The organism is Streptomyces sp. NPDC058371 (assembly GCF_042723265.1).
In the GTDB taxonomy this organism is placed as follows: domain Bacteria; phylum Actinomycetota; class Actinomycetes; order Streptomycetales; family Streptomycetaceae; genus Streptomyces.
Genome location: NZ_JBHXJC010000024.1, coordinates 25,913 through 49,444 on the forward strand (window position 1 = coordinate 25,913; position 23,532 = coordinate 49,444).

Consider the following 23,532-nt stretch of genomic DNA (forward strand, 5'->3'; position numbering starts at 1 on the left):
TCATAGATACTGTGCGAAGGTTTAGGGTTCGGCTGTCCGCCGTCTGCAACCCTGAGGCGGACACCGGACCAGAAGCGACAGCGCGGTGTGCACTAGGCCGGGAGGGGCTCGGCACACGACGCTTTTGGGGGGCTAGGACATCATGGACCCGATCAACCGGGGACCCGAAGAGTACGGGCATGACGATGACGGACAGGCGCCTCGGCAGCGCCCGCCACGCGAAGCGCTCACATCCGACTTCGGTCAGCCCGCACCGGCACTCGCCCGCACCGTCCAGCTCGTCGCGGGCGACTTCCTGCTCACCGTCAACCCCGTCGACGGCAGCGAGATAGAGACCTGTCCGCCCCGGGAGCGCCCTCCGCGGCCGGCGAAGTTCAGCGCCGCCGAGCGCGCCGACCCGGCCCGCGCGGCCCATCCGCCCGTACCTCCCGGTCCCGCCCAGCCGCGCCTGCCGCTCCTGGAGCGCCAAGAGGTCCGCGAGCGGCTCGTACGACTCCTCGCGCGCGGGCGCTCCGTACGCCTCACCGGGCCCGCCGGCTCGGGCCGCACCGCGCTCCTGGACGCCGTAGCCGACGACTGCGCCGACCTCGCGCCCGACGGCGTCGTCCGCCTCAGCGGCTACCGGCGCACCGCGAACGACCTGCTGCACGACCTCTTCGCCACCGTGTACAACGCACCCCGGCACCGCCCGGAACGGGACGAACTGCTCGGGTTCGTCCATGAGATCGGCGCGGTCGTCGTCCTCGACGACCTGGAGTTCGGCGGCAACGCGCTCGACGAGCTGCTCGACGCCACCCCCGAGTGCGCCTTCCTGGTCGCCGCGACCCCCGACGTCGCCGCGCCGTCCGCCGACTCCCTCCTCGAAGAGGTGTTCCTCGGCGGGCTCGAGCGCAGCGCCAGCCTCGAACTCCTGGAGCGGGCCGTCGGACGCGTCCTGACCGAGGACGAGTCGAACTGGGCCGGCGACCTCTGGTTCGAGTCCGAGGGGCTCCCGCTCCGCTTCGTCCAGGCCGGCGCACTGCTGCGGCAGCGCGACCAGCTGCGCGCCGACCCGGGCGCCTTCGACCAGTTCGGGTACTACGAGGACGCCCCCGTCGACGCGCCCTTCGACGCCGAGGACGGACACGACGTACCGCTGCCCTCGCTCGCCGAGGGTGCGGCACCCGCCTCGCTGCTCGCCTCCCGGCTCAGCGAGTCGGCGCGCGCCACCCTGCGGTTCGCGGTCGCACTCGGCGGCGAGGTGCCCCACCAGGCGCATCTGCCGGCCCTCGTGGGCGACACCCACGCGGACGCCGCCCTCGCCGAACTGGCGGGCTGCGGGCTCGTCTCGCCGGTCGGCTCGCGCTACCGGCTCGCGGCGGGTGTACAGGCCCAGCTGGAGACCGCCGGATACACCGACGACATCGACGACCGGGCGCTCAGCGCGGCCCGGCACTACACCTGGTGGGCCGGGCACCCCTCGGTCACCCCGGAGCGGGTCTGCGCGGAGGCGGATGCGGTCCTCGCCGCCCTGAGCGTGCTGGTGCCGCTCACCACGGCCCCCCTCGACGACGAGGAGAGCGCCTCCGTCCAGTTGGCCCGCACGGCCGCGCCCGCGTTCGCCGCCGGGCTGCACTGGAGCGCCTGGGAGCGCGCGCTGCGCTCCGGCGCGGAGGCGTCCCGGCTCGCCGGCGAGGTCCCGGATCAGGCCTACTTCCACCACGAACTGGGCGTCCTCGCCCTCTGCGGCGGCCAGCTGGACCGGGCCCGCGCCGAGCTGGAGGCCTCCATCGGGCTGCGCGGCGCCCTCGCCGACAAGCGCGGGACCGTCGCCGGACGCCGCGCTCTGGCGCTGGTCTCCGACCGCTCCGGGGAGGCACTGCCCGGGGTGCGCACAACGGCGGGCGAGGAGGGCTCCGACGCGCGGTACGAGGAGTCGGCGTCGCCACCCGGCGGCGTACCGGCCGGCTTCGCGCTGCCCGCGCCGCCCGAGCCGACGACCCTGGTCACCCACCGGACCGCCGCGCCCGCACCCGTCCGGCGATCCGGCGGGATCGGGAGCCGCCTGGTGAGCGGCACGCGCCGCAACCTGGTCGCCGCGGGATCGGGTGCGCTGCTCGCCGCCGTGCTCGGCACGGTGGTCACGCTCGGCATGACCTCGGGCGACAACACCGACGACCCGTCCGAGAAGGTCGGCGTGAACCCGTCGGCCAGCCAGGGCGCCAACGACGACAGTCTCGGCGCGGACAAGGCCAAGAAGGGCTCGGGCGACGCCGGGGCGTCCAGCGCGCCGACCGATCCGGGCCCGGACGGCACCTACGGCACGTCGGACGACCCGACGCCGTCCTCCAGTGGCCGGCCGTCGGACGAGCCGAGCGGGACGAAGGGGCCGAGCGGTCCGACGAAGTCGCCGTCGAAATCGCCCACGTCCAAGCCCCCGACGTCGAAGCCTCCGACGAGCAAGCCGCCCACGAGCAAGCCGCCGACCAGCCCGGCGCCGTCGGATTCCCCGACCGCCACACCGTCGACCACCCCGTCCACCTCGGACTCCGCCAGCGGTCCCGCGGCCAGCAGCTCCGCCAGTGCGCCGGCGAGCGGCCCCGCCGCCGAGTCGCCCAGCGGCTCGGTGATCTGACCGCGCGACGTCCTCCCGTCATGGAGCCGGCGGTCAGAACAGCCGCAGCTTGTCGTCCTCGATGCCGCGCAGGGCGTTGTAGTCCAGGACCGTGCAGCCGATGCCGCGGTCGGTGGCGAGGACGCGGGCCTGCGGCTTGATCTCCTGGGCGGCGAAGATGCCGCGGACCGGCGCCAGGTGCGGGTCGCGGTTCAACAGGTCCAGATAGCGCGTCAGTTGCTCCACGCCGTCGATCTCGCCGCGCCGCTTGATCTCGATGGCCACGGTCTGGCCCGTGGCGTCCCGGCACAGGATGTCGACGGGGCCGATGGCCGTCATGTATTCGCGGCGGATGAGCGAATAGCCCTCGCCGAGGGTCTCGATGCGGTCCGCGAGCAGCTCCTGGAGGTGCGCTTCCACGCCGTCCTTGATCAGGCCGGGGTCCACGCCCAGTTCGTGCGAGGAGTCGTGGAGTACTTCCTCCATCGTGATGATGAGCTTCTCACCCGCCTTGTTGATGACGGTCCACACGCCCTCATCGTCGCCGGAACCCTCCTTCAGCGTGCAGGGCGGCGACATCCAGTTGAGGGGCTTGTAGGCCCGGTCGTCCGCGTGGATGGAGACGCTGCCGTCGGCCTTCACGAGGATCAGGCGGGGGGCGGACGGGAGATGGGCGGTGAGCCGGCCCGCGTAGTCCACGGAGCAGCGGGCGATGACGAGACGCATGGTGGGCAACGCTACTCGACCGGCACGGCTGTACGCGATTCGCCCACCCGTCACCCCTGCCCCCCGGGCCCGTCGGACTGCCCTTCTTGTCCCTGGAAGTCACCTGTTCGGTAGTGGCCGATTGTGTGCCTACCAGGAGTCCACTGTGTGGGCATTCTCCTGGTGCCGCCATCGTCCGTTGCCTACCGTATAAACAGGAGGTCGCGATGCATGCACGCAGCGTGTCTGATGTCGCGGACTCCCGCCCTGTCCGTCAACCCCCGTTGGTCTGGGGGTGCGAGAGGAGAACCCATGTCGCTCGACGTCTCACCGGCCCTACTCGAACAGGCCGAGCGAGGCGAGGTCGACGAAGCTGAATTCGTCGACTGCGTCCGGACCTCCCTGCCTTACGCATGGGAGATGATCAGCTCCCTGGTGGCCCAGCTGAAGGTGGACGGCGGATCGTTCGCCGACAACCAGACGCCGCCACCGGACGAGCAGGCACGTGGCCAGCTGCTGCGTGCGCTGGCGAGTGACGCGATACGCGGTGCCCTGCAGCGGCACTTCGGAGTGCGACTGGCCTTCCAGAACTGCCACCGGGTGGCGGTGTTCCCGCTGGACGCCTCAGTGGACGACAAGCTGGCACGCTTCACCTCGGTCCGCAGTCAGCTGCTGAACCAGTCGCCGGAGTTCCGGGACTGCTGACGCGGCGATGGCGCGTGGCTTGCCGCTCCTTACGCGGGAGGTGCATGAGTACGGGGCGGCAAGCTCCCCGCACGACCGGTTCGCTCAGCCGAGGTGAGGGAGCACCTCGGCGCCGAGCCGTCGTACGTTCTCCTCCGTCGCCGCAAGGTCTCCCGAACCCTCGACCAGCAGCGCGAAGCGGGAGATGCCGGTCCGCTCCGATGTAGCCGCGAGCCGGTCGGCACACAGCCTCGGCGTCCCCACCGGGTGCAGTCCGCAGAGCAGTTCCGTGTACGCCAACGGGTCCCGCATGGAGCGGGCGCGGCCGTCGACCGTCACATGGGCGTCCAGGCCCTGCTTCAGCCAACCGGGCATCGACTTGAGCAGCGTCTCCACCGCGTCGCTGCGGCGGTCCGCGATCTGGCAGACGCCCGCCGAGACGTGGGCAGCCGAGAGGACCTCGTCCGCCGGGCGCCCCGCGGCGCGTGCGAACCGCCGCCACAGTGCGACCATTTCGGCCTTCTCCTCGTCGCCCACATGCATCCCCAGGAGCATGGGCAGACCGCGCTCGGCCGCGAGCCGGACACTCGCGGGTGAGGTGCAGGCGACGACGACCTCCGGACCCGGCGCGCCGCTCAGATCCTCCGACGGCCTGGGGACGACGGCGACTTCACGGAAGGGAAATCGCTCGCCCGTGCCCGCCACCGACGGCTGGCGCAGCCAGCGCACCAGCAGATCGAGTGATTCCGGGAACCCGTTCTCGTACGCGTCCAGGCCGGCTCCGAAGACCTCCAGGTCGACCCAGGGGCCGCCGCGGCCGACGCCCAGCGAGAAGCGTCCACCCGAGGTCAGATGCAGCAGCGCGGCCTGCTCGCCGAGCGCGACCGGGTGCGCGGTGGGCAGCACGCTCACCGCCGTGCCGATCCGGATCCGCTGGGTGCGGCCGAGCAGGAAGGCGGCGAGCGCGACGGCCGAAGGGCACGTCCCGTACGGCACGAAGTGGTGCTCGGCCAGCCAGACCGAGTCGAGCCCGGCCTCCTCGGCGACCTCGGCGGACCGCACCGCGCGGTGCAGCGCCTCCCCCGGGCCCTGGCCCGGGAACTGGGCCGCCAGTACAAAACTTCCTACACGCATCGCACTCCTGCCTCCTTGGCGCCGACGCGGAGCTCCCCCACCCGGCATAACCCCCTGACACGTACCGAAGTCACGGCCTGTCGGGGAGATTTGCGGATTGTCTGCCGAATGGGCCGGTCGGCCGGAGATCCGATCGGGTCGCTGGAGTACGCCTACCCGTGGGGGTGCCGCGTAGGCTGGACGCGGCTCCTGCTCCCTGTATAGCTCCGTGAGGTGTCCTGTGTCCCCGCGTCGCAACCGTCCGAAGGGCGCCGGCTCGTACGGTCCGAGCGCGGAGGCGGACCGGTCCGGCCGTTACGGCGGCTGGCAGTCCACGGAAAGCTGGCAGGGCGATGAGTGGAGCGTGCGCCATGTCGCGGGCGCCAGTGCCCAGGGCAAGACCTACCGCTGCCCGGGGTGCGACCAGATGATCCCCTCCGGCGTTCCGCACGTGGTGGCCTGGCCGGAGCACTCGGGCGTGGACGAGCGGCGCCACTGGCACAAGGCGTGCTGGAACGCGAAGGACCGCCGCACCTCGCGGGTGCAGCGGTCCCGTAACGCCCCGAAGTTCTAGCGGGGTTGAGCTCGGCGCGGGTCACACGTCCCGCTTGTCCAGCAGGACGAAGGCGCCGACCACCGCGGCCACGGTGAGCACGACGAGCAGGACCAGCTGCGGGTTCCCGCTGCTGCCCTGGTCCGCGCCGAAGATCTTCGCGAGCGAGTTGGGCGCGTTGTAGTCCATCATCTTCTCGCCGACCTTCCGGGTGGACTCGGAGATCAGCAGGAAGGCCGGCAGGATCGCGGGCAGCAGCACCAGGCCGAGCATCGCGGTGATCGCACCCGCCGAGTGCCGCAGCATCGAGCCCACGGCGAGGGACAGGATGCCGAGCAGGGACACGTACAGGCCACCCTTGAAGGCCGTGCCGACCCACGGCACATCGCCGGCCTCGGGTCCGCTGTGCATCCCGGCGGTGACGGCGCCCATCAGCAGCACCGAGCCGGTGGACACGACGTACGCGAGCCCGAAGTAGATCAGGAACTTGGCGGCGAGCACCCGGTGGCGCTGCGGGGACGCGGTGAACGTCGTACGGATCATGCCCGTGCCGTACTCCGAGGAGACCACGAGCACGCCCAGGGTGATCAGGCAGATCTGCCCCAGCATCAGGCCGATGAAGGCCGTGAACGTGTACGGCAGGTCGACGAAGTCGCTGTCCCGGGTCTGGGTGGCGACCAGCAGCCCGCTGCTGAACACCAGCACCAGGAACACGCCCAGCGTCCACACAGTGGAGCGCACCGACTTGATCTTCGTCCACTCGGAGGTGAGCGCGTGGCCCAGGTGGGTCCGGGTGACCGGGATCGGCGAGGTGTACGAAGCGCCGGGTCCCGCCTGCCAGTGGGGGGCGGGCGCGGCCTGCTGCGGCATCGGGTGCTGGGGCGTGCTCATCGGGGGTCCTCGCTGTCGCGCTTGGTCATGTCGGGAGCGGCGGCGGGCGCGGCGGAAGGCTGTGCGGGAGCGGGCTGCGCGGGGGCCTGGGGCGCGGACTGCGCGTACGGGTTCGGCTGTCCGGTGGCAGGGGCGCCGGGCGCGGCCGGGCCGCCGTACGGGCCCGCCGGGGGCCCCGGCTGCGGCATCGCGAACGGCTGCCCGCCGTGCTGGGGCGGCGGCGGGGCGTACCACCCCGGCTGGCCCTGGCCCGGGACGGGCATCTGGACCGGCGGCATCGCACCCGGCGGCAGCTGCTGCTGGAGGCCCGCCTTCTGGTCGATGGTCGAGCGGTAGTCCACGGCGCCCTGCGTCATCCGCATGTACGCCTCCTCCAGCGAGGCCTGGTGCGGCGACAGCTCCCACAGGCGTACGTCGGCGGAGTGCGCGAGCTCGCTGATGCGCGGCAGCGGCAGGCCCATGACGCGCAGCGCGCCGTCCGTCTCGGGCAGCACCTGGCCCCCGGCCTCGGTCAGCGCCGCCGTCAGCTTCTCGCGCTGCTGCGGCTCGGTCTCCGGGGTGCGGACCCGGGCGAAGTCGGCCGAGTTGTGCGAGATGAAGTCCCGGACGCTCATGTCGGCGAGCAGCTGGCCGCGTCCGATGACGATGAGCTGGTCGGCGGTGAGCGCCATCTCGCTCATCAGGTGCGACGACACGAAGACCGTACGGCCTTCCGCGGCAAGGGACTTCATGAGGTTGCGGACCCACAGGATGCCCTCGGGGTCGAGACCGTTGACCGGTTCGTCGAAGAGGAGCACCTGGGGGTCGCCGAGCAGGGCCGCGGCGATGCCGAGGCGCTGGCCCATGCCGAGCGAGAAGCCCTTGGACCGCTTTCTCGCGACCTCCTGCAGTCCGACGACCCCGAGCACCTCGTCCACCCGCCGGGCCGGGATGCCCGAGAGCTGGGCGAGGCAGAGCAGGTGGTTGCGGGCGTGCCGGCCACCGTGCACGGCCTTGGCGTCGAGGAGCGCGCCGACCTGACGGGGGGCGTTGGGCAGCTTGCGGTACGGGTAGCCGCCGATCGTCACCTGCCCCGAGGTGGGGTTGTCCAGGCCGAGGATCATGCGCATCGTCGTCGACTTGCCCGACCCGTTGGGCCCGAGGAAGCCGGTGACGGCACCGGGCCGCACCTGAAAGGAAAGGTTGTACACGGCCGTCTTGGCGCCATAGCGCTTCGTCAGGCCGACTGCCTCGATCATGCTCCGCACCCATCGAAAAGTTCAGGACGACGGGGCACACGCCCCCGTAAGGGTTAGGAGGATATCCGGGCGCTGACGGTTCCACCCAAGAGAAGGCAAAAATACGCAGGTCACATGGGTGACGGCGCGGCCGGAGGCGCCTGTGTTTTGGCAGGTACGTGTCGTCCCAGGTCAGGCGAGATCCGGAAGCGAACCGTCCAGCGCGGGCAGGTCGTCGTAGGTCCACAGCGCGGCCGATTCGTCGGCGTACGGCAGGAAATCCGTCTGCGGCAGGACCCAGCCCTCCTCGCCGAGGATCCGCGTGCAGCGCACGCGCAGCGCCTCGTCCGCCCGGATCCGGCGGGTCCAGCCGGCCGGGTCGGGTCCCAGCAGCTCCCGCAGCCGCGCGGACCGGCTCAGCAGGCCGGCGAGCAGCTCGGACTGGTCGCCGCCGGCGGGGACCGGCCGCCGGGTGTCCGCGTCGGCGAGCACCCCGCGCACGCTGAAGTAGATGTACGCCCCGCCGAGCCGCTCCCCGGACGGCATCGTCATCTCGAAGACGTCGCCCGGCAGGACCGCCCGCCGGTAACGGGGGAACTCGGTGCCGTCGATGGCCCTGAGCTGCGTCGATTCCAGCCAGGAGACGACCAGGGTGGAGTCCGCGGTCCGCTCGATGTACGGCGTCCCCGCCACGTAACCCGCCGGGCTGATGTGCCCCGAGCAGCCGACCCCGATGCCCCGCACCCGGAGCGGCACCATCGGTACGGTCGCCGCGATGCCGAGCCGGGTGAGCTTGTGGGCGATCTGGCCGGGGGAGGAGTTCGAGCCGACGGAGACGACCGGGTGGCGGCGGCCGGTGACGGGCCGGCCGAGGGCCGTCAGCGCCTCGTCGAGCGGCGGCCGGTCCGGGTGGTCCGCCACCGACCAGCCGCCGAGCCGCAGCGGCCGTACGTCGAGCCGCAGCAGCTCGTCACCGTCGAGGAGCGCGGGCTCCGGCGCCGGGCGGCCCGGATACGTGAGCGGTCGCTCGACCGGCACGTCGTCCAGGCCGAGGGCTGCGAGGCTTCGGTCCTCCGTCGTCACGTGGCGCCCTTCGGGAGAGAGAGTCCCGTACGAGCTTGTCACGCACGTGGCCGACGGCCCTAGGCATCCCGTCTCTTGAGCAGCACGTACCCCCCGATCAGGGCGACCACCACCCACAGCACCATGATGCCGAGCCCGCCCCAGGGGCCGTACGGGGTGTCGTCGTCCAGCGGGGTCACGACCTGCATGATCTTGCTGCCGGCCTGGTCGGGCAGATACCGGCCGACCTTCTTGGTGGCGGAGACATTGCCCAGGATCGCGGAGATCAGGAAGAAGAACGGCATCAGGATGCCGAGCGAGAGCATCGGGCTGCGCAGCATCGTCGCGACCGCCATCGAGAACAGGGCGATGAGCGTCATGTACAGACCGCCGCCGATCACGGCGCGCAGGACACCGGGGTCGCCGATGGAGGCCTTGTGCGAGCCGAGCATCGCCTGGCCCAGGAAGAACGCGACGAAGCTGGTGACGAGACCGACCACGAGCGCCAGGGCGGTCGCCACCGCGACCTTGCAGAAGAGGAAGGTGCCGCGCTGCGGGACGGCGGCGAGGGAGGTGCGGATCATGCCGGTGCTGTACTCGTTCGAGACGACCAGCACGCCGAACACGATCATCGCCAGCTGACCGAGGCTCATCCCCGCGAAGCTGATGAAGGTCGGGTCGAAGGAGAGCTGGTCCTTCTCGCTCATGTTGTCGAAGTCGTTCTTGGACAGGAGCGAGATCAGAATGCCGAGGGCGACCGTCACCACCGCGGCGAGACTCAGTGTCCACACCGTGGACGCCACCGACCGGATCTTCGTCCACTCGGACCTGACCACCTGGATCACCGCCATGGTCAGCCCTTCTTCCAGTCGCTGCCCCACTGCTGCCGCTCGGGCGGTGGTGGCGCCGGCGCCGGAGCCGCCCCGAGCGGGGTGTCGCTGTGCGCGTGGTACTCCACCGACTCCGCGGTCAGCTGCATGAACGCCTCTTCGAGGGAAGCCTGTTGGGGGCTCAGCTCATGCAGCACGACCTGGTGCTGCGCGGCCAGCTCACCGATCTGCTCCGCCGCCACGCCGTCCACCTCGAGCGTGCCGCTGCCCGTCTCGACGGCGATCACGCCCGCGCCGTGCAGCAGATCGAGCAGCCGCTCGCGCTGGGGGGAGCGGATCCGGACGTACGACCGCGAGTTCTGCCGGATGAACTCGGCCATGGACGTGTCGGCGAGCAGCCGGCCCTGGCCGATGACGACGAGGTGGTCGGCGGTCAGCGCCATCTCGCTCATCAGATGGGAGGACACGAAGACCGTGCGGCCCTGTGCGGCCAGCGACTTCATCAGATTGCGGATCCAGTGGATGCCCTCGGGATCGAGGCCGTTGACCGGTTCGTCGAACATCAGGATCCGCGGGTCACCGAGCAGCGCGCCCGCGATGCCGAGCCGCTGGCCCATGCCGAGCGAGAAGCCCTTCGCCTTCTTCCGGGCGACCGCCGTGAGCCCCACCGTGTCGAGCACCTCGTGCACCCGCGCCCTCGGGATGCCGTTGCTCTGCGCGAGGCACAGCAGGTGGTTGAAGGCGCTGCGGCCGCCGTGCATGGCCTTGGCGTCCAGCAGGGCGCCGATGTACGTCAGCGGGTCCTTGAGCCGGTCGTAGTGCTGACCGTCGATCCGGACGTCGCCCGCAGTGGGCCGGTCAAGACCGAGCAGCATCCGCATCGTCGTGGACTTCCCGGCGCCGTTGGGGCCCAGGAAGCCCGTGACGATGCCGGGTCTGACGGCGAACGTGAGGTTGTTGACCGCCACCTTCTCGCCGTATCGCTTGGTCAGCCCCTCGAGCTCGATCATGTCGCCACGCTAAGTCGGGCCCTGGGGCCCTGCCACTTGGGGGTGCGGCCTGTCGCTTGTGCGGTGGGGCCCGCTGTCCGCTTGCGCCGCGGGGCGTGCCGCAGGTGCCCACGGGGCCCTGCCGCGGGTGCGCCGGTGGTGGGGTGCGCCGTCGTGGCTGGTCGCGCGGTTCCTCGCGCCCCCATGAGGTCCGGCCTTGCTGCTGGTCGCGCAGTTCTCGTGCCCCTGCGGGACGCATCCCCGCGTGGGCAGCGCGAAGGCCCGCACCCCCGGGTGGAGGGTGCGGGCCTCGGTGCTTCGGGTCGTGCGGGTCAGCGGGACTGCTGGGCCGGGACCCCGCGCGTGATCGGCTCGTCCTCGGCGGGCGTGCCGGCCGCGGCCACCGCGGCGCCGGTGAGCGTCGCGAGCATCTCGCGGACGTTCGTGAGCTGCGCGTTGATGGAGTCGCGACGGTTGGTGAGGGCCGCCAGCTCGCGCTCCGATTCCGAACGGATCCGGTCCGCCTTGGCGTTCGCGTCGGCCACGATGTCCTCGGCCTGGCGCTGAGCCGTCTCCACCGTCTGACGGGCGCGGCGCTCGGCGTCCGTGCGCAGCTTCTCGGCCTCCAGGCGCAGCTGCTCCGCGCGGTGCTCGATCTCCGCGAGGCGCTTCTCCGCCTTGGCCTGACGCGAGGCGAGGTCGCGCTCGGACTGCTCGCGGCGCTTGGCGAGGTTCGTCTCGAAGTCGGCGGCGGCCTGCGCGGCCTTGGCGCGGGTCTCCTCGAAGAGGGCGTCCGCCTCCTCGCGCTTGGACTGCGCGTCCTTCTGCGCCTCGGAACGCAGCTGGGAGGCGTCGCTCTTGGCCTTCTCGACGATCCGGACGCCCTCGTCGTCCGCCTTGGCCTTGCGGTCCGACGCGAACGATTCTGCGTCGTTGCGCACCTGCTGGGCCGCCGACTCGGCGAGCTCGCGGTGCTGCTCGGACGCGCGACGGGCCTCCTCGCGCAGGTCCTTGGCCTCCTCCTCGGCGAGGCGGAGGATCTTCTCGACGCGTGCGCCGAGACCCGCATACGACGGCTCTGCGTCGCTGACCTGGGCCTGGGCGTTCTGCGTCTCGAGATGGAGTTCCTCGATGCGCTTTTCGAGAGCAGTGATACGGGCCAGAGCGCTGTCACGGTCGGAGACGAGCTTCGAAATGCGTTCGTCCACCTGAGCGCGGTCGTACCCACGCCGCACAAGCTCGAAGCCGTAGGGGGAAGTGTCGCTCATGGGGTTCCTGTCGAATGAGACCGGTGAGGTGATAGGGGGAATCCTAGGGGTCAAAGCGGTGTGTCATCGAGCGGATACGTGTTTGATCTGGAGAATGACACTCCTTTTGGGTGGCTAACCGTCGGAGGGCTTGCCAGCGGCTCCGTCACAGGTCTTGCCAAGCACGGAATCGGTGCTGGTGGCTACCCCTCTGACGGCTTGCCACCCGAACGAGTTGCGCCGGCTGCGGCTCCCGCCTTGACCCCGCCGTCCTTGGTACCCGACGGGGCCTCAAAGGACTCCAACGCCTCCAGGACGTCCTGGACACGGGAGATCTCGGCATTGATGTCCTCGCGCCGGCGCACCAGGACGTCCAGCTCACGCTTGCCCTCGTCGACCGTGCGCCGCGCCTCCTGCTCGGCGTCCGCCTTGATCTTCTCGGCCTCGGCGACGAGCGAGTTCTTCTTCTGCTCGGCCTCCTTGAGGAGCCCCTCGGCCTTCCGTACGGCGGCGATCCGCACCTTGCTCGCCTCGGAGTTGGCCTCCGCGACCAGGTCCTTGGCCTTCGCCTCGGCCTCGGCGACCTGCTCCTCGGCGGCCTTCACCAGCGCGTCGCAGCGCTCGCCCGCCGTCCTCATCGCCTCGGCCGACTCGCGGCGGGCCCGCTCGTGCAGTTCCTCGATCTCCGAGGTGATGCGGTCGCGCAGCTCCTCCGCGCGCTCCCTTATCGCGGTCGCGTCCCGGCGCGCGCCGACCAGCAGCTCGTCCGCGTCCGTACGGGCCCGCTCCACCCGGGAGTTCCCGTCGACGGTCGCCTCCGAGACCAGCCGCTCGGCCTCGTTCCGCGCGGCGCCGACCATCGCGTCGGCCTGTGCCTCGGCGTCCGCCGTGGTCTTCTGCGCGGTCTGCTGCGCCTCGGAGAGCAGCTTGTCGGCCTCCGACGCCGTCTCCGAAATGAGCGTGTCGACCTGCTCGGCCGCCTCGGAACGCCGCTTGTTGGCCTCCTGGCGCGCCTCGTCCAGCGTGCGGTCCGCCTCTTCGCGGGCGGCCGACGTGAGCCGCTCGGCCTCCGCGGCCGCCTCGGCCCGGACGCGCCCGGACTCGCTGCGGATGTGCTCGGCGTGCTGCTGCGCGGAGCCGACCGTCTCGGCGGCCTCGGCACGCAGTCGCTCGGCGTCCCCGGTCGCGTCCGAGATCAGCCGCTCGGCCTTGGCCACGGATTCCGCACGGACCCGCTCGGCCTCCGCGTTCGTCTCCGTCGCCAGCCGCTCCGCCTCGGCGGTCGCCTCGGTGATGAGGGTGTCCGCCTGCGTGGCCGCGTCCGAACGGATCCGGTTCGCGTCCTCACGGGCCTCCGCCCGGGTGCGCGAAGCGTCCTGCTCGGCGTTGGCGATGGTGTCGGACGCCTCGGTGCGGACCCGCTGGGCGTGCTCGGCGGCGTCCGAACGCAACCGCTCGGACTCGGCGATCGCCTCCGAAACGGTGCGCTCCGCAAGGGACTTGGCGGCCTCGGTCTCCTCGGACGCCTCCCGCCGCAGACGCGCCGCGTCCTCGGAGGCGCGCTCCCGCTCGGCGTACGCGTCGGCCCGGACCCGGTCCGCCTCCTGCTGCGCCTCGGTCCGCGTACGGTCCGCGACATGCTCGGCTGCCGAGCGCAGGCCGGCGATCTCCTCCTGCGCCTGCTCGTGCAGCCCGGCCACGGAGTCGCGCACCTGCTGCGCGGTCTGCTCGGCGTTCGTGACCATCTCGGTCGCGCGCCGGTCGGCCTCCTCGACCAGCCGTACGGCCTCGGCCTGGGCCTCCTCCACCCGGTTGCGAGCGGAAGCCAGCAGCTCCTCGCTCTGCTCGCGGGCCCGCTCGCGCTCCTGGTCGGCCTCCTGGCGCGCCGAACCGAGGAGTTCCTCGGCCTCGCGGCGGCGCCTGACGGCCTCCTCCTGGGCTGCGGCCAGCGTCTCGGCACCCTCGGTCGCCAGCCGCTCGGCCGCGGCCTGCGCCTCGGCCCGTACACGGTCGGCCGACTCCTGGGCCTCCGTCTTCAGCCGCTCGGCCTCCGCCGCGGCCTCCGAACGCAGTCGTACGGCGATGTTCTCGCCCTCGGCGCGCGAGGCCGACGCGTCCGCCGCCGCCTCGTTGCGCAGCCGGTCGGCCTCGGCCTCGGCCTGCGCCTGGAGCGTACGAATCCGCTCGGCGGCCTCGGAGCGCAGCCGGTCCGTCTCCTCGGCGGCCTCGTGGCGGATCCGCTCGGCCTCCGCACGTGCGTCGGTCAGCCCCTGCTCGGCCGCGGCGAGACGCTCCTCGGCCTCGGTGTGCAGCCGGGTCAGCTCCTCGGCGGCCTCCGCGCGCCGGGCGACGACGCCACGCTCGGTCTCCTCGCGCAGCTCCTGCGCCGCCTGCTCGGCCTCGGCCTTGATCGTCTCGGACTGCTCGACCGACTCGGCGCGGTGCCGCTCGGCCTCCTTGCGCGTGCGCTCCAGCGTCTCCTCGGCCTGCCGGCGCAGCGTCGTGGCGCGCTCGATGGCCTCGGTGCGCACCCGCTGGCTGTCGGTGGTGGCCGCCGTGCGCAGCTCGTCCGCGTCCGCCTTCGCCTTGGCGAGCAGCTCCTCGGCGGTCTTCGCCGCCTCCTCGATCTGCCCCACGGCCTCGCGCCGGGCCTCGCTGCGGATCCGCTCGCCCTCGGCGACCGCGTCGGCGCGCAACTGCTCGGCCTCGCCGCGCAGCCGGCGCGCCTCCTCCTGCAGCTCGACCGTCTTGGCGCGGTACTCCTTGGTGTCGTCCTTCGCCGTGCCCTTGAGCTGCTCGGCGATGTCGTGCGCCTCGGCGCGCAGCCGGTCCGCCTCGGTCTCCGCCTCGGTGCGGATCCGCTCGGCCTCCTCGGAGGCGGCCCTGGTGGTCCGCTTCGCCTCCTCGGACGCCTTGTCGAGTACTTCTTCGGCCGTACGGGCCGCCTTGGCGAGCTGGGAGGCGGTCTCCTCGGCCGTGAGGCTGTGGGCGGTCTCCTCGGCCTCCGCGACGATCTTCTCGGCCTTGGCCTGGGCCTCCGCGACGAGCTGCTCCGCCTCGGACTTGGTGGACTCGGCCTCCTTGGTGGCCTCGCTGACCAGCCGGGCGACCTGCTCCTTCGCGGTCCGCGTGCGCTGCTCGTTCGCCGACTCGGCACTCGACAGGGCCTTGGTCGCGGCCTCCTTCGCCTCGGCGACGACCTTGTCCGCCGCGGCCCGCGCCTCGCGCAGTGCCGCTTCGGCCTCGGCCATCCGCTGCTCGGCGGCCCGGCTCAGCTCGGTGGCCTGACGGCGGGCGCTGTCCGACTCCGTCGCCGTGGAGCTGCGCAGTTGCTCGGCGTGGTCGGTGGCCTCCTGGGCCTGGCTGGACGCGGCGTTCAGCAGTCGCTCGGCGTCCGTGCGGGCGCGGCGCAGCAGCTGCTCGGCCTCCGCGCGGGCCGCCTCGGCGTCGTTCGTCAGCCGCTGGCGGGCCTCGGCGGCGATCCGCTCGGCCTCCGCGCGGGCGGCGGCGAGGGCCTGGTCGGCCTCGGTGCGCGACTCCTCGAGGAGCCGGCGGGCCTGCTGCTCGGTGCGGGCGCGCAGCTGCTCGGCCCACGCCACGTTCTCGTTGACGTGCGACTCGACGGTCTGGCGGCGCTCGGACAGCTCCTGGTCGAGCTGCTGGCGGCGGGTGACTGCCTCCTGATGCAGCTCCGCCTGAAGGCGCGCGGCCTGCTCGGCGTGCTCCTGGAGGATCCGCTGCGTCTGCGCGCGGGCCTGGCTCATCTCGCGCTCGGCGTCGGCGCGCAGCTGGTCGGCCTGGATCTGGGCATTGCGGAGCAGCTGCTCGGCCTGGTACCCGATGTCGCCGCCGTCGTAGGCGGGACGGGTCGCCAGACTGCGCCGCGCCTCGTGCAGCTTGGCGCGCAGCACCTCGACCTGATAGCCGAGGTCCTCGGCGTGCTGGACGGCCTTCTCCCGCTCGGTCTTCAGCCGCTCCATCTCGGCCTCGAACCGAGAGAGGTGGTCGACGTCAGCCGCCGGCTCTCGCTCCTGGCGTTCGTAGCCCCGCACTGCGCGGTCCCATCCGTCCCCTGGTCGCAAGTCTTTCCGAACGAGCTCCGTCCATCCGCCGAACGGGGCCCCCGGGGAATGGTGTCAGATCAACGGCGGAGCACGCGCTGCTGCTCCGACGCTCGTCCCCCGAAACCTGGAACCCCGGCCCTCGGATCCCGTCGTGCGAAGTCGACGGGAGCCCGGCCGTCCCCGAATACGGCGACGGCCGCTCCCAACCCTACCGGCCCAGATATACGGCGGTCAGTGCTCAGGTGACTCAACCGCCGCCGAAGTGACCAGTTCTGTCAGGACTCCATGGCAATCCTTTGGATGAAGGAAGGTGATCCGGGAGCCCATGGAGCCGATCCGGGGCTCCTCGTAGAGGACGCGTACGCCCTTGTCCTTGATGTCCGCGGCGTCCGCGTCCACGTCCGCGGTGCCGAAGGCGATGTGGTGGACTCCTTCGCCGTTCTTGGCCAGCCACTTCGCGACCGTGGAGTCGTCGCGGGTGGGTTCCAGGAGCTGGAGGTAGGAGGCGCCGCCGTCGGACGTCTCGTTGATCTTGAGCATGGCCTCTCGTACGCCCTGCTCCTCGTTGACCTCGGAGTGGAAGACCTCGAAGCCGTACGTCGCACGGTAGAACTCGACGGTCTTGTCGAGGTCGAAACAGGCGATCCCGATGTGGTCGATTCGCGTCAGCATGGAGTCAGTGCAGCGCTCCGAAGGTGGTTACGCAACGTGCGCGCGATCACACTCGCCGCCGGATGACGGCTGGCCTACCGCTCAGTACATTCAAGTACACCCTCATCCGGGGGGATCCCCCCAGACCCCCCCCAACTCGTTCACTCCTCAGCTGTGCAAGCTGGAAGGGGATCGCACCTCATGTCTGGAACGAACAGCAGTACCTCGGTGATCGTCGCGGGCGCCCGTACGCCCATGGGACGGTTGCTGGGCTCGCTGAAGTCCTTCTCCGGAGCCGATCTCGGCGGCTTCGCGATCAAGGCCGCCCTCGACCGCGCGGGGATCGGCGGCGACCAGGTGCAGTACGTGATCATGGGCCAGGTCCTGCAGGCCGGGACGGGGCAGATCCCGGCGCGGCAGGCCGCGGTCAAGGCGGGCATCCCGATGAGCGTCCCGGCGCTCACCATCAACAAGGTGTGTCTGTCGGGCCTCGACGCGATCGCGCTCGCGGACCAGCTCATTCGCGCCGGCGAGTTCGAGGTGATCGTCGCCGGCGGCCAGGAGTCCATGACCAACGCGCCGCATCTGCTGCCGAAGTCCCGCGAGGGCTACAAGTACGGCGCGGTCCAGATGCTCGACGCGATGGCGTACGACGGACTGACCGACTCCTTCGAGGGCATCGCCATGGGCGAGTCGACGGAGAAGCACAACGGGCGCCTCGGCATCGCCCGCCCCGAGCAGGACGAGGTGGCGGCCCGGTCGCACCAGCGGGCGGCGGCCGCCCAGAAGAACGGCATCTTCGAGGCCGAGATCACGCCCGTCGAGATTCCGCAGCGACGCGGTGAGGCCGTGGTGTTCAGCCAGGACGAGGGCATCCGCGGTGAGACGACGGCCGAGTCGCTGGGCAAGCTGCGGCCCGCCTTCACGAAGGACGGCACGATCACCGCGGGTACCTCCTCGCAGATCTCCGACGGTGCGGCCGCCGTCGTCGTCATGAGCAAGGCGAAGGCGCTGGAGCTGGGGCTGGAGTGGATCGCCGAGATCGGCGCCCACGGGAACGTCGCCGGGCCGGACAACTCGCTGCAGTCGCAGCCCTCCAACGCGATCCAGCACGCCTTGAAGAAGGAGGGGCTGGAGGTCGCGGACCTCGATCTGATCGAGATCAACGAAGCGTTCGCGGCCGTCGCGGTGCAGTCAATGAAGGACCTCGGGGTGTCCTCGGAAAAGGTGAACGTCAACGGCGGCGCCATTGCCCTGGGTCACCCGATCGGGATGTCCGGTGCGCGGCTCGTGCTGCACCTCGCCCTTGAGCTGAAGCGGCGGGGCGGTGGCGTGGGTGCGGCCGCGCTGTGCGGTGGCGGTGGTCAGGGTGACGCGCTGATCGTGCGGGTATCCAAGGGCTGAGCGGCCGGCCCTTCCGACCGGTCCGGGCTGCTCTGCCCGACCCCTGTCCGACCTCTGTACGACTCTGAACGGAGCTGTGATGCAGGACGTCTCCTCGCTGGTGGCCCAGGCCAGGGAAGGGCGGCCGCGGGCGGTGGCCCGGCTGATCTCCCTGGTGGAGGGGGCGTCCCCACAGCTTCGTGAGGTCATGGCGGCGCTCGCCCCGCTCGCCGGGAACGCGTACGTGGTGGGACTGACCGGGTCGCCCGGTGTCGGCAAGTCGACGTCCACGTCCGCACTGGTGACCGCCTACCGGCGACAGGGCAGGCGGGTCGGAGTGCTGGCGGTGGACCCCTCGTCGCCGTTCTCCGGGGGCGCGCTGCTCGGCGACCGGGTGCGGATGTCCGAGCACGCGTCGGATCCCGGGGTGTACATCCGCTCGATGGCGACGCGCGGGCACCTGGGCGGTCTTGCCTGGTCCGCTCCCCAGGCGATCCGGGTGCTGGACGCGGCCGGCTGCGACGTGGTGCTCGTCGAGACCGTGGGCGTCGGGCAGTCGGAGGTCGAGATCGCCTCCCAGGCCGACACGTCCGTGGTGCTGCTGGCCCCCGGCATGGGGGACGGCATCCAGGCGGCGAAGGCCGGGATCCTGGAGATCGGTGACGTGTACGTCGTGAACAAGGCCGACCGCGACGGGGCCGACGCGACGGCCCGCGAGCTGAACCACATGCTCGGACTCGGGGAGTCCCGGGGGCCGGGGGACTGGCGGCCGCCGATCGTGAAGACGGTCGCTGCGCGGGGCGAGGGCATCGACGAGGTCGTCGAGGCGCTGGAGAAGCACCGGGCGTGGATGGAGGAGCGGGGGGTGCTGGCCGAGCGGCGGCTCGCGCGCGCCGCCCGGGAGGTCGAGACGATCGCGGTCACGGCACTGCGGGAGCGGATCGGGGACCTGCACGGCGACCGGCGGCTCAGTGCGCTGGCGGAGCGGATCGTGTCCGGGCAGCTGGACCCCTACGGTGCGGCGGACGAGCTGGTGGCGGGGCTCACGGAGGCGGAGAGCGCCACCCGTTAGTCGACCCCTGGTCAACTCGACCGGGGCGCTGTTACGTTGACGGCATGTTCCTTCTCTTGGCATAGGGCCCGCCCGGACCCGCGACCGCCTCGCAGCACACGGCTGCGGCAGTCGCGGCGACCAGGCGTCCCTCATCCGCCTCGACCGAGGAACTTTCGCATGTCTGCGTCTTCTTCGCGGCCCACGTATGCCGCGCTCCTTCGCATCCCCCATGCCCGCAGAACCTTCTCCGCCGCCCTGGTGGGCCGTCTGTCGTACGGCATGGTCTCGCTCTCCGTGATGCTGGCCGTCTCCCGCGCGACCGGCTCGTACGCCGTGGCCGGCACCGTGCTGGCGCTCTTCGGCGCCATGAGCGTCTTCCTGTCGCCGGCGAGAGCGGCCCTCGTCGACCGGTACGGTCCCCGCAGGTCCCTGATCCCGATGGCCTCGGTGTACGCGGGGCTGCTCGGCGTGCTGGCCGCGGTCACCTGGCGGCCCGGCGCCCCCGTCGTGGCGGTGGCCGGCGTAGCCGTCGCGGCGGGCGCCTGCACACCTCCGCTGGGCCCCACCATGCGGGCCGTCTGGGGTGAAGTCATCGACGACCGGCGGCTGTTGCAGCGCGCGTACAGCCTCGACGGTGTCGCGGAGGAGGTGCTGTTCGTCTCCGGGCCGTTGATCGTCGGCGGTGTGATGCAGTTCGCGCCGCCCGCGGCCGGGGTCGCCCTGAGCGCCCTGCTCGTGGGGACGGGAGCCGTGGCCTTCGTGACGTCCCCGTTGGCCGGCCGGGTGCGGCCGGCGCGGGGCCGGGTGAAGGGGGCGCGCGCCGAAGGGCGCGGGCGGGCCGGCCGCGCGCTCGTGCAGCCCGTCGTCGTGACGGCGGGCGTCGGCCTGTCCCTGGGCGCCGTCGACCTGATGGTGATGGCGTTCGCCGAGGAGCGGCACCACGGCGACGCCGTCGTGGCCTGGATCCTCGCCGCGCTGTCCGCGGGCAGCGCGCTCGGCGGCCTCCTGAACGGCGCGATCGACTGGCGCGGCCCGGCGCGCACCAGGCTCCCCTGGATGTCCGTCGGTCTGGGCCTCGCCCTGACCGCCGCCGGCCTCGCCCCGGGCCTGCTCACCCTCACGGTGGCGGTGGCCTGCGCCGGGTTCTTCGTCGCGCCGGCGCTGACCACGGCGTACCTGATCGCCGACGAATCCGCGCCGCCCGGCTTCCGCACCCAGGCCGGGGCCTGGGTCAACACCGCGGTGAACGCGGGCAGTGCGGGCGGTGCGGCGGCCGTGGGACTGCTGGTGGGACGGCTGCCCCTCGCGCTGTGCTTCGGGGCCGCGGGCGCGGTCGCCCTGCTGGCAGCCGCCGCCCCGGCCCGGGGCGCCGCCCGACGCGGCTCCGTGCAGGACGACCGGACCGACCAGTGCGATCGCACCCACCGTGACACGGCGAAGCGCGGCACTCCCGCCGAGGAGGCCGCGCGGTCCGCCGGCTGACGTGCGCCGGGTTCAGTCGTTGTCCGAGTCGTCCGACGCGTCGAGTTGTCCGGGTTCGGACGTCCGGGTCAGTCGTCGTCCGAGTCGTCCGAAACCGTGGCGTCGGAACGCGAGTCGTCCGAGCCCTTGTCGTCCGACGTCCGGTCCGCGGTGACGTCGGCCTTGTTCAGGCCGACCCGCCACTCGTGCTCCGTGCCGTCGGACGAACGGGTCTCCGCCTCCCAGGCGTGGGTGCTGCCGTCCTCGTCAAGGTCGATCGAGGTGACCGTGCCCCGGGCGGCGGCCGCCCGCGCGGCCTCCGCCGCCGACGTGGACGTGCCCTTCAGCACGGCCCGCACCTGGGCGGTGTCGTCCTCGTGCTCGGTGTGGGAGCCGAGGACCTTGCCCGTGCCGGGGTCGACGCGGACGCTGTGCCAGGTGTCGCCCTTGCCGAGGACGTCGACCTCCCACGCCACGGCGCCCTTGTCGTCGTCGTCCAGGTCGGCGGAGACCGCGGTGCCCGGGTTGCTGTTCAGCGCGGCCGTGATGGCGTCGGCCGCACTCACCTTCGCGGACTTCACCGCCGCGGCGTCGTCGTCCCGCGTGCCGTCGTCGTCACGGGCACCGTCGTCATCCCGCACGGAAGTGCTCTGGACGGGGCTGTTCGCCGCCGTTCCGCTCGACTGCCGCGTCGGCGTCCCGCTGTCAACGGTGGTCGCCAGGGCCGCCGCGGCGCTGCCGCCGACCAGGGCAGCGGCCGTGACGCCGGCGATGACGATGTTGCGCTTCATGGGGTTCCTCCCGGTTTCTCCTGCTACGACGTTGTTCGACGGGTTCCAATCTGCCGGGGCGACGCTGAAGCGGACCTGAAGCCGCCTGAAGCCGTCTTCAGGTTTCGTTTGGGACCCTGAGCCCATGCGCCTGTTGATCGTGGAGGACGAGAAGCGGCTGGCCCTGTCGCTCGCCAAGGGCCTGACGGCCGAGGGGTTCGCCGTGGACGTCGTCCACGACGGGATCGACGGGCTGCACCGCGCCGGAGAGGGGGTGTACGACCTCGTGATCCTCGACATCATGCTGCCCGGCATGAACGGCTACCGCGTCTGCGCCACCCTGCGCGCCGCCGGCCACGACGTGCCGATCCTGATGCTCACCGCCAAGGACGGCGAGTACGACGAGGCCGAGGGGCTCGACACCGGCGCCGACGACTATCTGACCAAGCCGTTCTCGTACGTGGTGCTGGTGGCGCGGGTCAAGGCGCTGCTCCGGCGGCGCGGCCAGGCCGGGGGCTCGCCCGTGCGGGTCGTGGGCGATCTGAAGGTCGACACCGCCGCCCGTCGCGTCTTCCGCGCCGAGGACGAAGTCACCCTCACGGCAAAGGAGTTCGCCGTGCTGGAGCAGCTGGTCGTGCGGGCCGGGGAGGTCGTCTCCAAGGCCGACATCCTGGAGCACGTCTGGGACTTCGCGTACGACGGGGATCCGAACATCGTCGAGGTGTACGTGAGCACGCTGCGCCGCAAGCTCGGGGCCACGCTGATCCGTACCGTGCGCGGCGCCGGATACCGGCTGGAGGCGGCAGCGGAATGAGACGCCTCTTCGGGTCCGTACGGGCCAGGGCCACCCTCGGCGCGACCGTCGTCGTCACCATCGCGCTGGTCGCCGCCGGGACCGCCGTACTGCTGTCGCTGTGGTCCAACCTGAGCGGACAGGCGGGTACGCAGGCGGAGCGGGCCGCGCGCGCGGTGGCCACCGAGTTGTCCGGTGGGGCCGGCTACGACCGGCTGTCGCTGGACGACGACGACCGGCCGGTCCAGATCGTGGACGGTTCGAAGCGGCTGGTCGCGGCGACCGAGGACCTGGAGCGGATCAGCGGGACGGGCACGGACGCGGTACGGGTGCAGGCCGCGCAGCCGGGCCGGGGCGACGACGGGGACGACGACGCGCTCCGGCCCGGCGAGATCGGCGAGGACGTGGACTTCGGCGACGGGTCCGCCACGATCGACGGGGACACGGCGGACTACCGGTTCGCCGCCGTGGAGGTGAGCGTCACGGGCAAGGGCACGCTCACGGTGTACGCGGGGGCGCCGCTGGCGGCCGAACAGAGCGCCGTACGCACCGCGTTGACCGTGATGCTGATCGGCCTGCCGCTGCTGCTGGCGGTGGTGGCGGGGGTGACGTGGCTGGTCACCCGGCGGGCGCTGCGGCCCGTCGAGGGCATCCGACGCGAGATGGCGGCGATCACGGCCTCGCAGGATCTCGCGCGACGGGTGCCGGTGCCGGAGACGCACGACGAGGTCGCCCGGCTGGCCCGGACGACCAACGAGACACTGGCCGCGCTGGAGGCGTCCGTGGAACGGCAGCGGCGGTTCGTCGCCGACGCCTCGCACGAGCTGCGCAGCCCCATCGCGTCCCTGCGCACCCAGCTCGAAGTGGGCGCCGCGCACCCTGAGTTGCTGGATGTCGGGGGAGCCGTCGAGGACACCGTACGGCTGCAGCGGCTGGCCGCCGATCTGCTGCTGCTGGCACGGCTGGACGCGGGGGAGGGGCCCGGGGAGGCCCGTTTCGATCTGGGCACGCTCGTCCGGGAGGAGACGGCCCAGCGGGCCGGAGTCACGGTGGCGGCCGAGTCCGTGGAGGTGGCCGGGTCCCGGGGTCAGCTGGCGCGGGTGCTGGCCAATCTGCTGGACAACGCGCGCCGGCATGCGCGACAACGGGTCGCGGTCACCTTGCGCACGGAGAACGGCTGGGCGGTGCTGGGCGTCGCCGACGACGGAGCGGGCGTACCGCCGGCCGAGCGGGAGCGGATCTTCGAACGGTTCGTGCGGCTGGACGACGCCCGCAGCCGGGACGACGGCGGGGCCGGACTCGGCCTCGCCATCGCCCGCGATGTCGCGCTGCGGCACGGCGGCACACTCACCGTCCGCGAGGCGCCGGAAGGCGGCGCTCTCTTCGAACTCAGGCTCCCGGTCCCTTGGCGCCGGTCCGAGGGATCATGCGGGTCGGTCCCACAGTGCGGCCGAACCGCATGATCCGCCGGA

19 protein-coding genes are annotated in these 23,532 nt (G+C 72.1%); 8 read left to right on the forward strand and 11 right to left on the reverse strand.

Features of this window, described 5'->3' with window-relative positions:
* Nucleotides 1-142: 142 nt before the first annotated feature.
* Nucleotides 143-2,614: an ATP-binding protein gene (locus ACFWM2_RS38995; protein WP_383290715.1), complete on the forward strand. Its 2,472-nt coding sequence runs from the start codon at nucleotides 143-145 to the stop codon at nucleotides 2,612-2,614.
* A 33-nt stretch (nucleotides 2,615-2,647) separates the two neighbouring features.
* On the opposite strand, the gene nucS is transcribed toward ACFWM2_RS38995, so the two are convergent.
* Nucleotides 2,648-3,319 (reverse strand): endonuclease NucS, encoded by a 672-nt coding sequence (gene nucS / locus ACFWM2_RS39000; protein ID WP_383290718.1) that lies wholly within the window; start codon nucleotides 3,317-3,319, stop codon nucleotides 2,648-2,650.
* Nucleotides 3,320-3,610: 291 nt separating this feature from the next.
* On the opposite strand from nucS, the gene ACFWM2_RS39005 reads away from it, so the two are divergent.
* Nucleotides 3,611-4,003 (forward strand): SCO5389 family protein, encoded by a 393-nt coding sequence (locus tag ACFWM2_RS39005; RefSeq protein WP_383290720.1) that lies wholly within the window; start codon nucleotides 3,611-3,613, stop codon nucleotides 4,001-4,003.
* A gap of 84 nt (nucleotides 4,004-4,087) precedes the next feature.
* Here the strand turns inward: ACFWM2_RS39005 and ACFWM2_RS39010 are convergent, their stop codons facing one another.
* Complete coding sequence (locus ACFWM2_RS39010) at nucleotides 4,088-5,116, reverse strand: LLM class flavin-dependent oxidoreductase (protein ID WP_383290723.1); 1,029 nt, start codon at nucleotides 5,114-5,116, stop codon at nucleotides 4,088-4,090.
* 220 nt (nucleotides 5,117-5,336) lie between these two features.
* Between ACFWM2_RS39010 and ACFWM2_RS39015 the strand changes: the two genes are divergently transcribed.
* On the forward strand, nucleotides 5,337-5,669 hold the full coding sequence (locus ACFWM2_RS39015; RefSeq protein WP_383290726.1) for an ATP/GTP-binding protein: 333 nt from the start codon (nucleotides 5,337-5,339) through the stop codon (nucleotides 5,667-5,669).
* Nucleotides 5,670-5,690: 21 nt separating this feature from the next.
* Here the strand turns inward: ACFWM2_RS39015 and ACFWM2_RS39020 are convergent, their stop codons facing one another.
* From ACFWM2_RS39020 to mce, 8 genes are all read right to left on the reverse strand, one after another.
* Complete coding sequence (locus ACFWM2_RS39020; RefSeq protein WP_383290729.1) at nucleotides 5,691-6,539, reverse strand: ABC transporter permease; 849 nt, start codon at nucleotides 6,537-6,539, stop codon at nucleotides 5,691-5,693.
* Nucleotides 6,536-7,777 carry an ABC transporter ATP-binding protein gene (locus tag ACFWM2_RS39025; protein WP_383290732.1) on the reverse strand — a complete coding sequence of 414 codons (1,242 nt, stop codon included), beginning with the start codon at nucleotides 7,775-7,777 and terminating at the stop codon, nucleotides 6,536-6,538. Before ACFWM2_RS39025 ends, ACFWM2_RS39020 begins: the two co-directional genes overlap by 4 nt.
* Before the next feature lie 171 nt (nucleotides 7,778-7,948).
* Nucleotides 7,949-8,839 carry a hypothetical protein gene (locus ACFWM2_RS39030; protein WP_383290735.1) on the reverse strand — a complete coding sequence of 297 codons (891 nt, stop codon included), beginning with the start codon at nucleotides 8,837-8,839 and terminating at the stop codon, nucleotides 7,949-7,951.
* A 59-nt stretch (nucleotides 8,840-8,898) separates the two neighbouring features.
* Complete coding sequence (locus ACFWM2_RS39035) at nucleotides 8,899-9,669, reverse strand: ABC transporter permease (RefSeq protein WP_383290738.1); 771 nt, start codon at nucleotides 9,667-9,669, stop codon at nucleotides 8,899-8,901.
* A 2-nt stretch (nucleotides 9,670-9,671) separates the two neighbouring features.
* Nucleotides 9,672-10,658, reverse strand: coding sequence for an ABC transporter ATP-binding protein (locus ACFWM2_RS39040; RefSeq protein WP_383290740.1), 987 nt, complete (start codon nucleotides 10,656-10,658; stop codon nucleotides 9,672-9,674).
* Nucleotides 10,659-10,969: 311 nt separating this feature from the next.
* Nucleotides 10,970-11,905: a cellulose-binding protein gene (locus ACFWM2_RS39045; RefSeq protein ID WP_383290743.1), complete on the reverse strand. Its 936-nt coding sequence runs from the start codon at nucleotides 11,903-11,905 to the stop codon at nucleotides 10,970-10,972.
* A 182-nt stretch (nucleotides 11,906-12,087) separates the two neighbouring features.
* Entirely contained in the window at nucleotides 12,088-15,936 is a 3,849-nt protein-coding gene (scy, locus tag ACFWM2_RS39050) for a polarized growth protein Scy (RefSeq protein WP_383290746.1), read from the reverse strand.
* A 243-nt stretch (nucleotides 15,937-16,179) separates the two neighbouring features.
* On the reverse strand, nucleotides 16,180-16,620 hold the full coding sequence (gene mce / locus ACFWM2_RS39055) for a methylmalonyl-CoA epimerase (RefSeq protein ID WP_383290749.1): 441 nt from the start codon (nucleotides 16,618-16,620) through the stop codon (nucleotides 16,180-16,182).
* Between the two features lie 180 nt (nucleotides 16,621-16,800).
* Here mce and ACFWM2_RS39060 point away from each other — a divergent pair, with 180 nt between their 5' ends.
* From ACFWM2_RS39060 to ACFWM2_RS39070, 3 genes are all read left to right on the forward strand, one after another.
* On the forward strand, nucleotides 16,801-18,003 hold the full coding sequence (locus ACFWM2_RS39060) for an acetyl-CoA C-acetyltransferase (protein WP_383290752.1): 1,203 nt from the start codon (nucleotides 16,801-16,803) through the stop codon (nucleotides 18,001-18,003).
* A 79-nt stretch (nucleotides 18,004-18,082) separates the two neighbouring features.
* A complete protein-coding gene (meaB, locus tag ACFWM2_RS39065; protein ID WP_383290755.1) occupies nucleotides 18,083-19,054 on the forward strand; it encodes a methylmalonyl Co-A mutase-associated GTPase MeaB in 972 nt (323 codons plus the stop codon).
* A 159-nt stretch (nucleotides 19,055-19,213) separates the two neighbouring features.
* Entirely contained in the window at nucleotides 19,214-20,518 is a 1,305-nt protein-coding gene (locus ACFWM2_RS39070) for an MFS transporter (RefSeq protein ID WP_383290757.1), read from the forward strand.
* A gap of 68 nt (nucleotides 20,519-20,586) precedes the next feature.
* On the opposite strand, the gene ACFWM2_RS39075 is transcribed toward ACFWM2_RS39070, so the two are convergent.
* Nucleotides 20,587-21,288 carry a PepSY domain-containing protein gene (locus tag ACFWM2_RS39075; protein ID WP_383290760.1) on the reverse strand — a complete coding sequence of 234 codons (702 nt, stop codon included), beginning with the start codon at nucleotides 21,286-21,288 and terminating at the stop codon, nucleotides 20,587-20,589.
* A 124-nt stretch (nucleotides 21,289-21,412) separates the two neighbouring features.
* Here ACFWM2_RS39075 and ACFWM2_RS39080 point away from each other — a divergent pair, with 124 nt between their 5' ends.
* On the forward strand, nucleotides 21,413-22,081 hold the full coding sequence (locus tag ACFWM2_RS39080; protein WP_383290763.1) for a response regulator transcription factor: 669 nt from the start codon (nucleotides 21,413-21,415) through the stop codon (nucleotides 22,079-22,081).
* Nucleotides 22,078-23,523 (forward strand): ATP-binding protein, encoded by a 1,446-nt coding sequence (locus ACFWM2_RS39085; RefSeq protein WP_383290766.1) that lies wholly within the window; start codon nucleotides 22,078-22,080, stop codon nucleotides 23,521-23,523. The genes ACFWM2_RS39080 and ACFWM2_RS39085 overlap by 4 nt, the downstream gene beginning before the upstream one ends.
* Nucleotides 23,524-23,532: the final 9 nt, after the last annotated feature.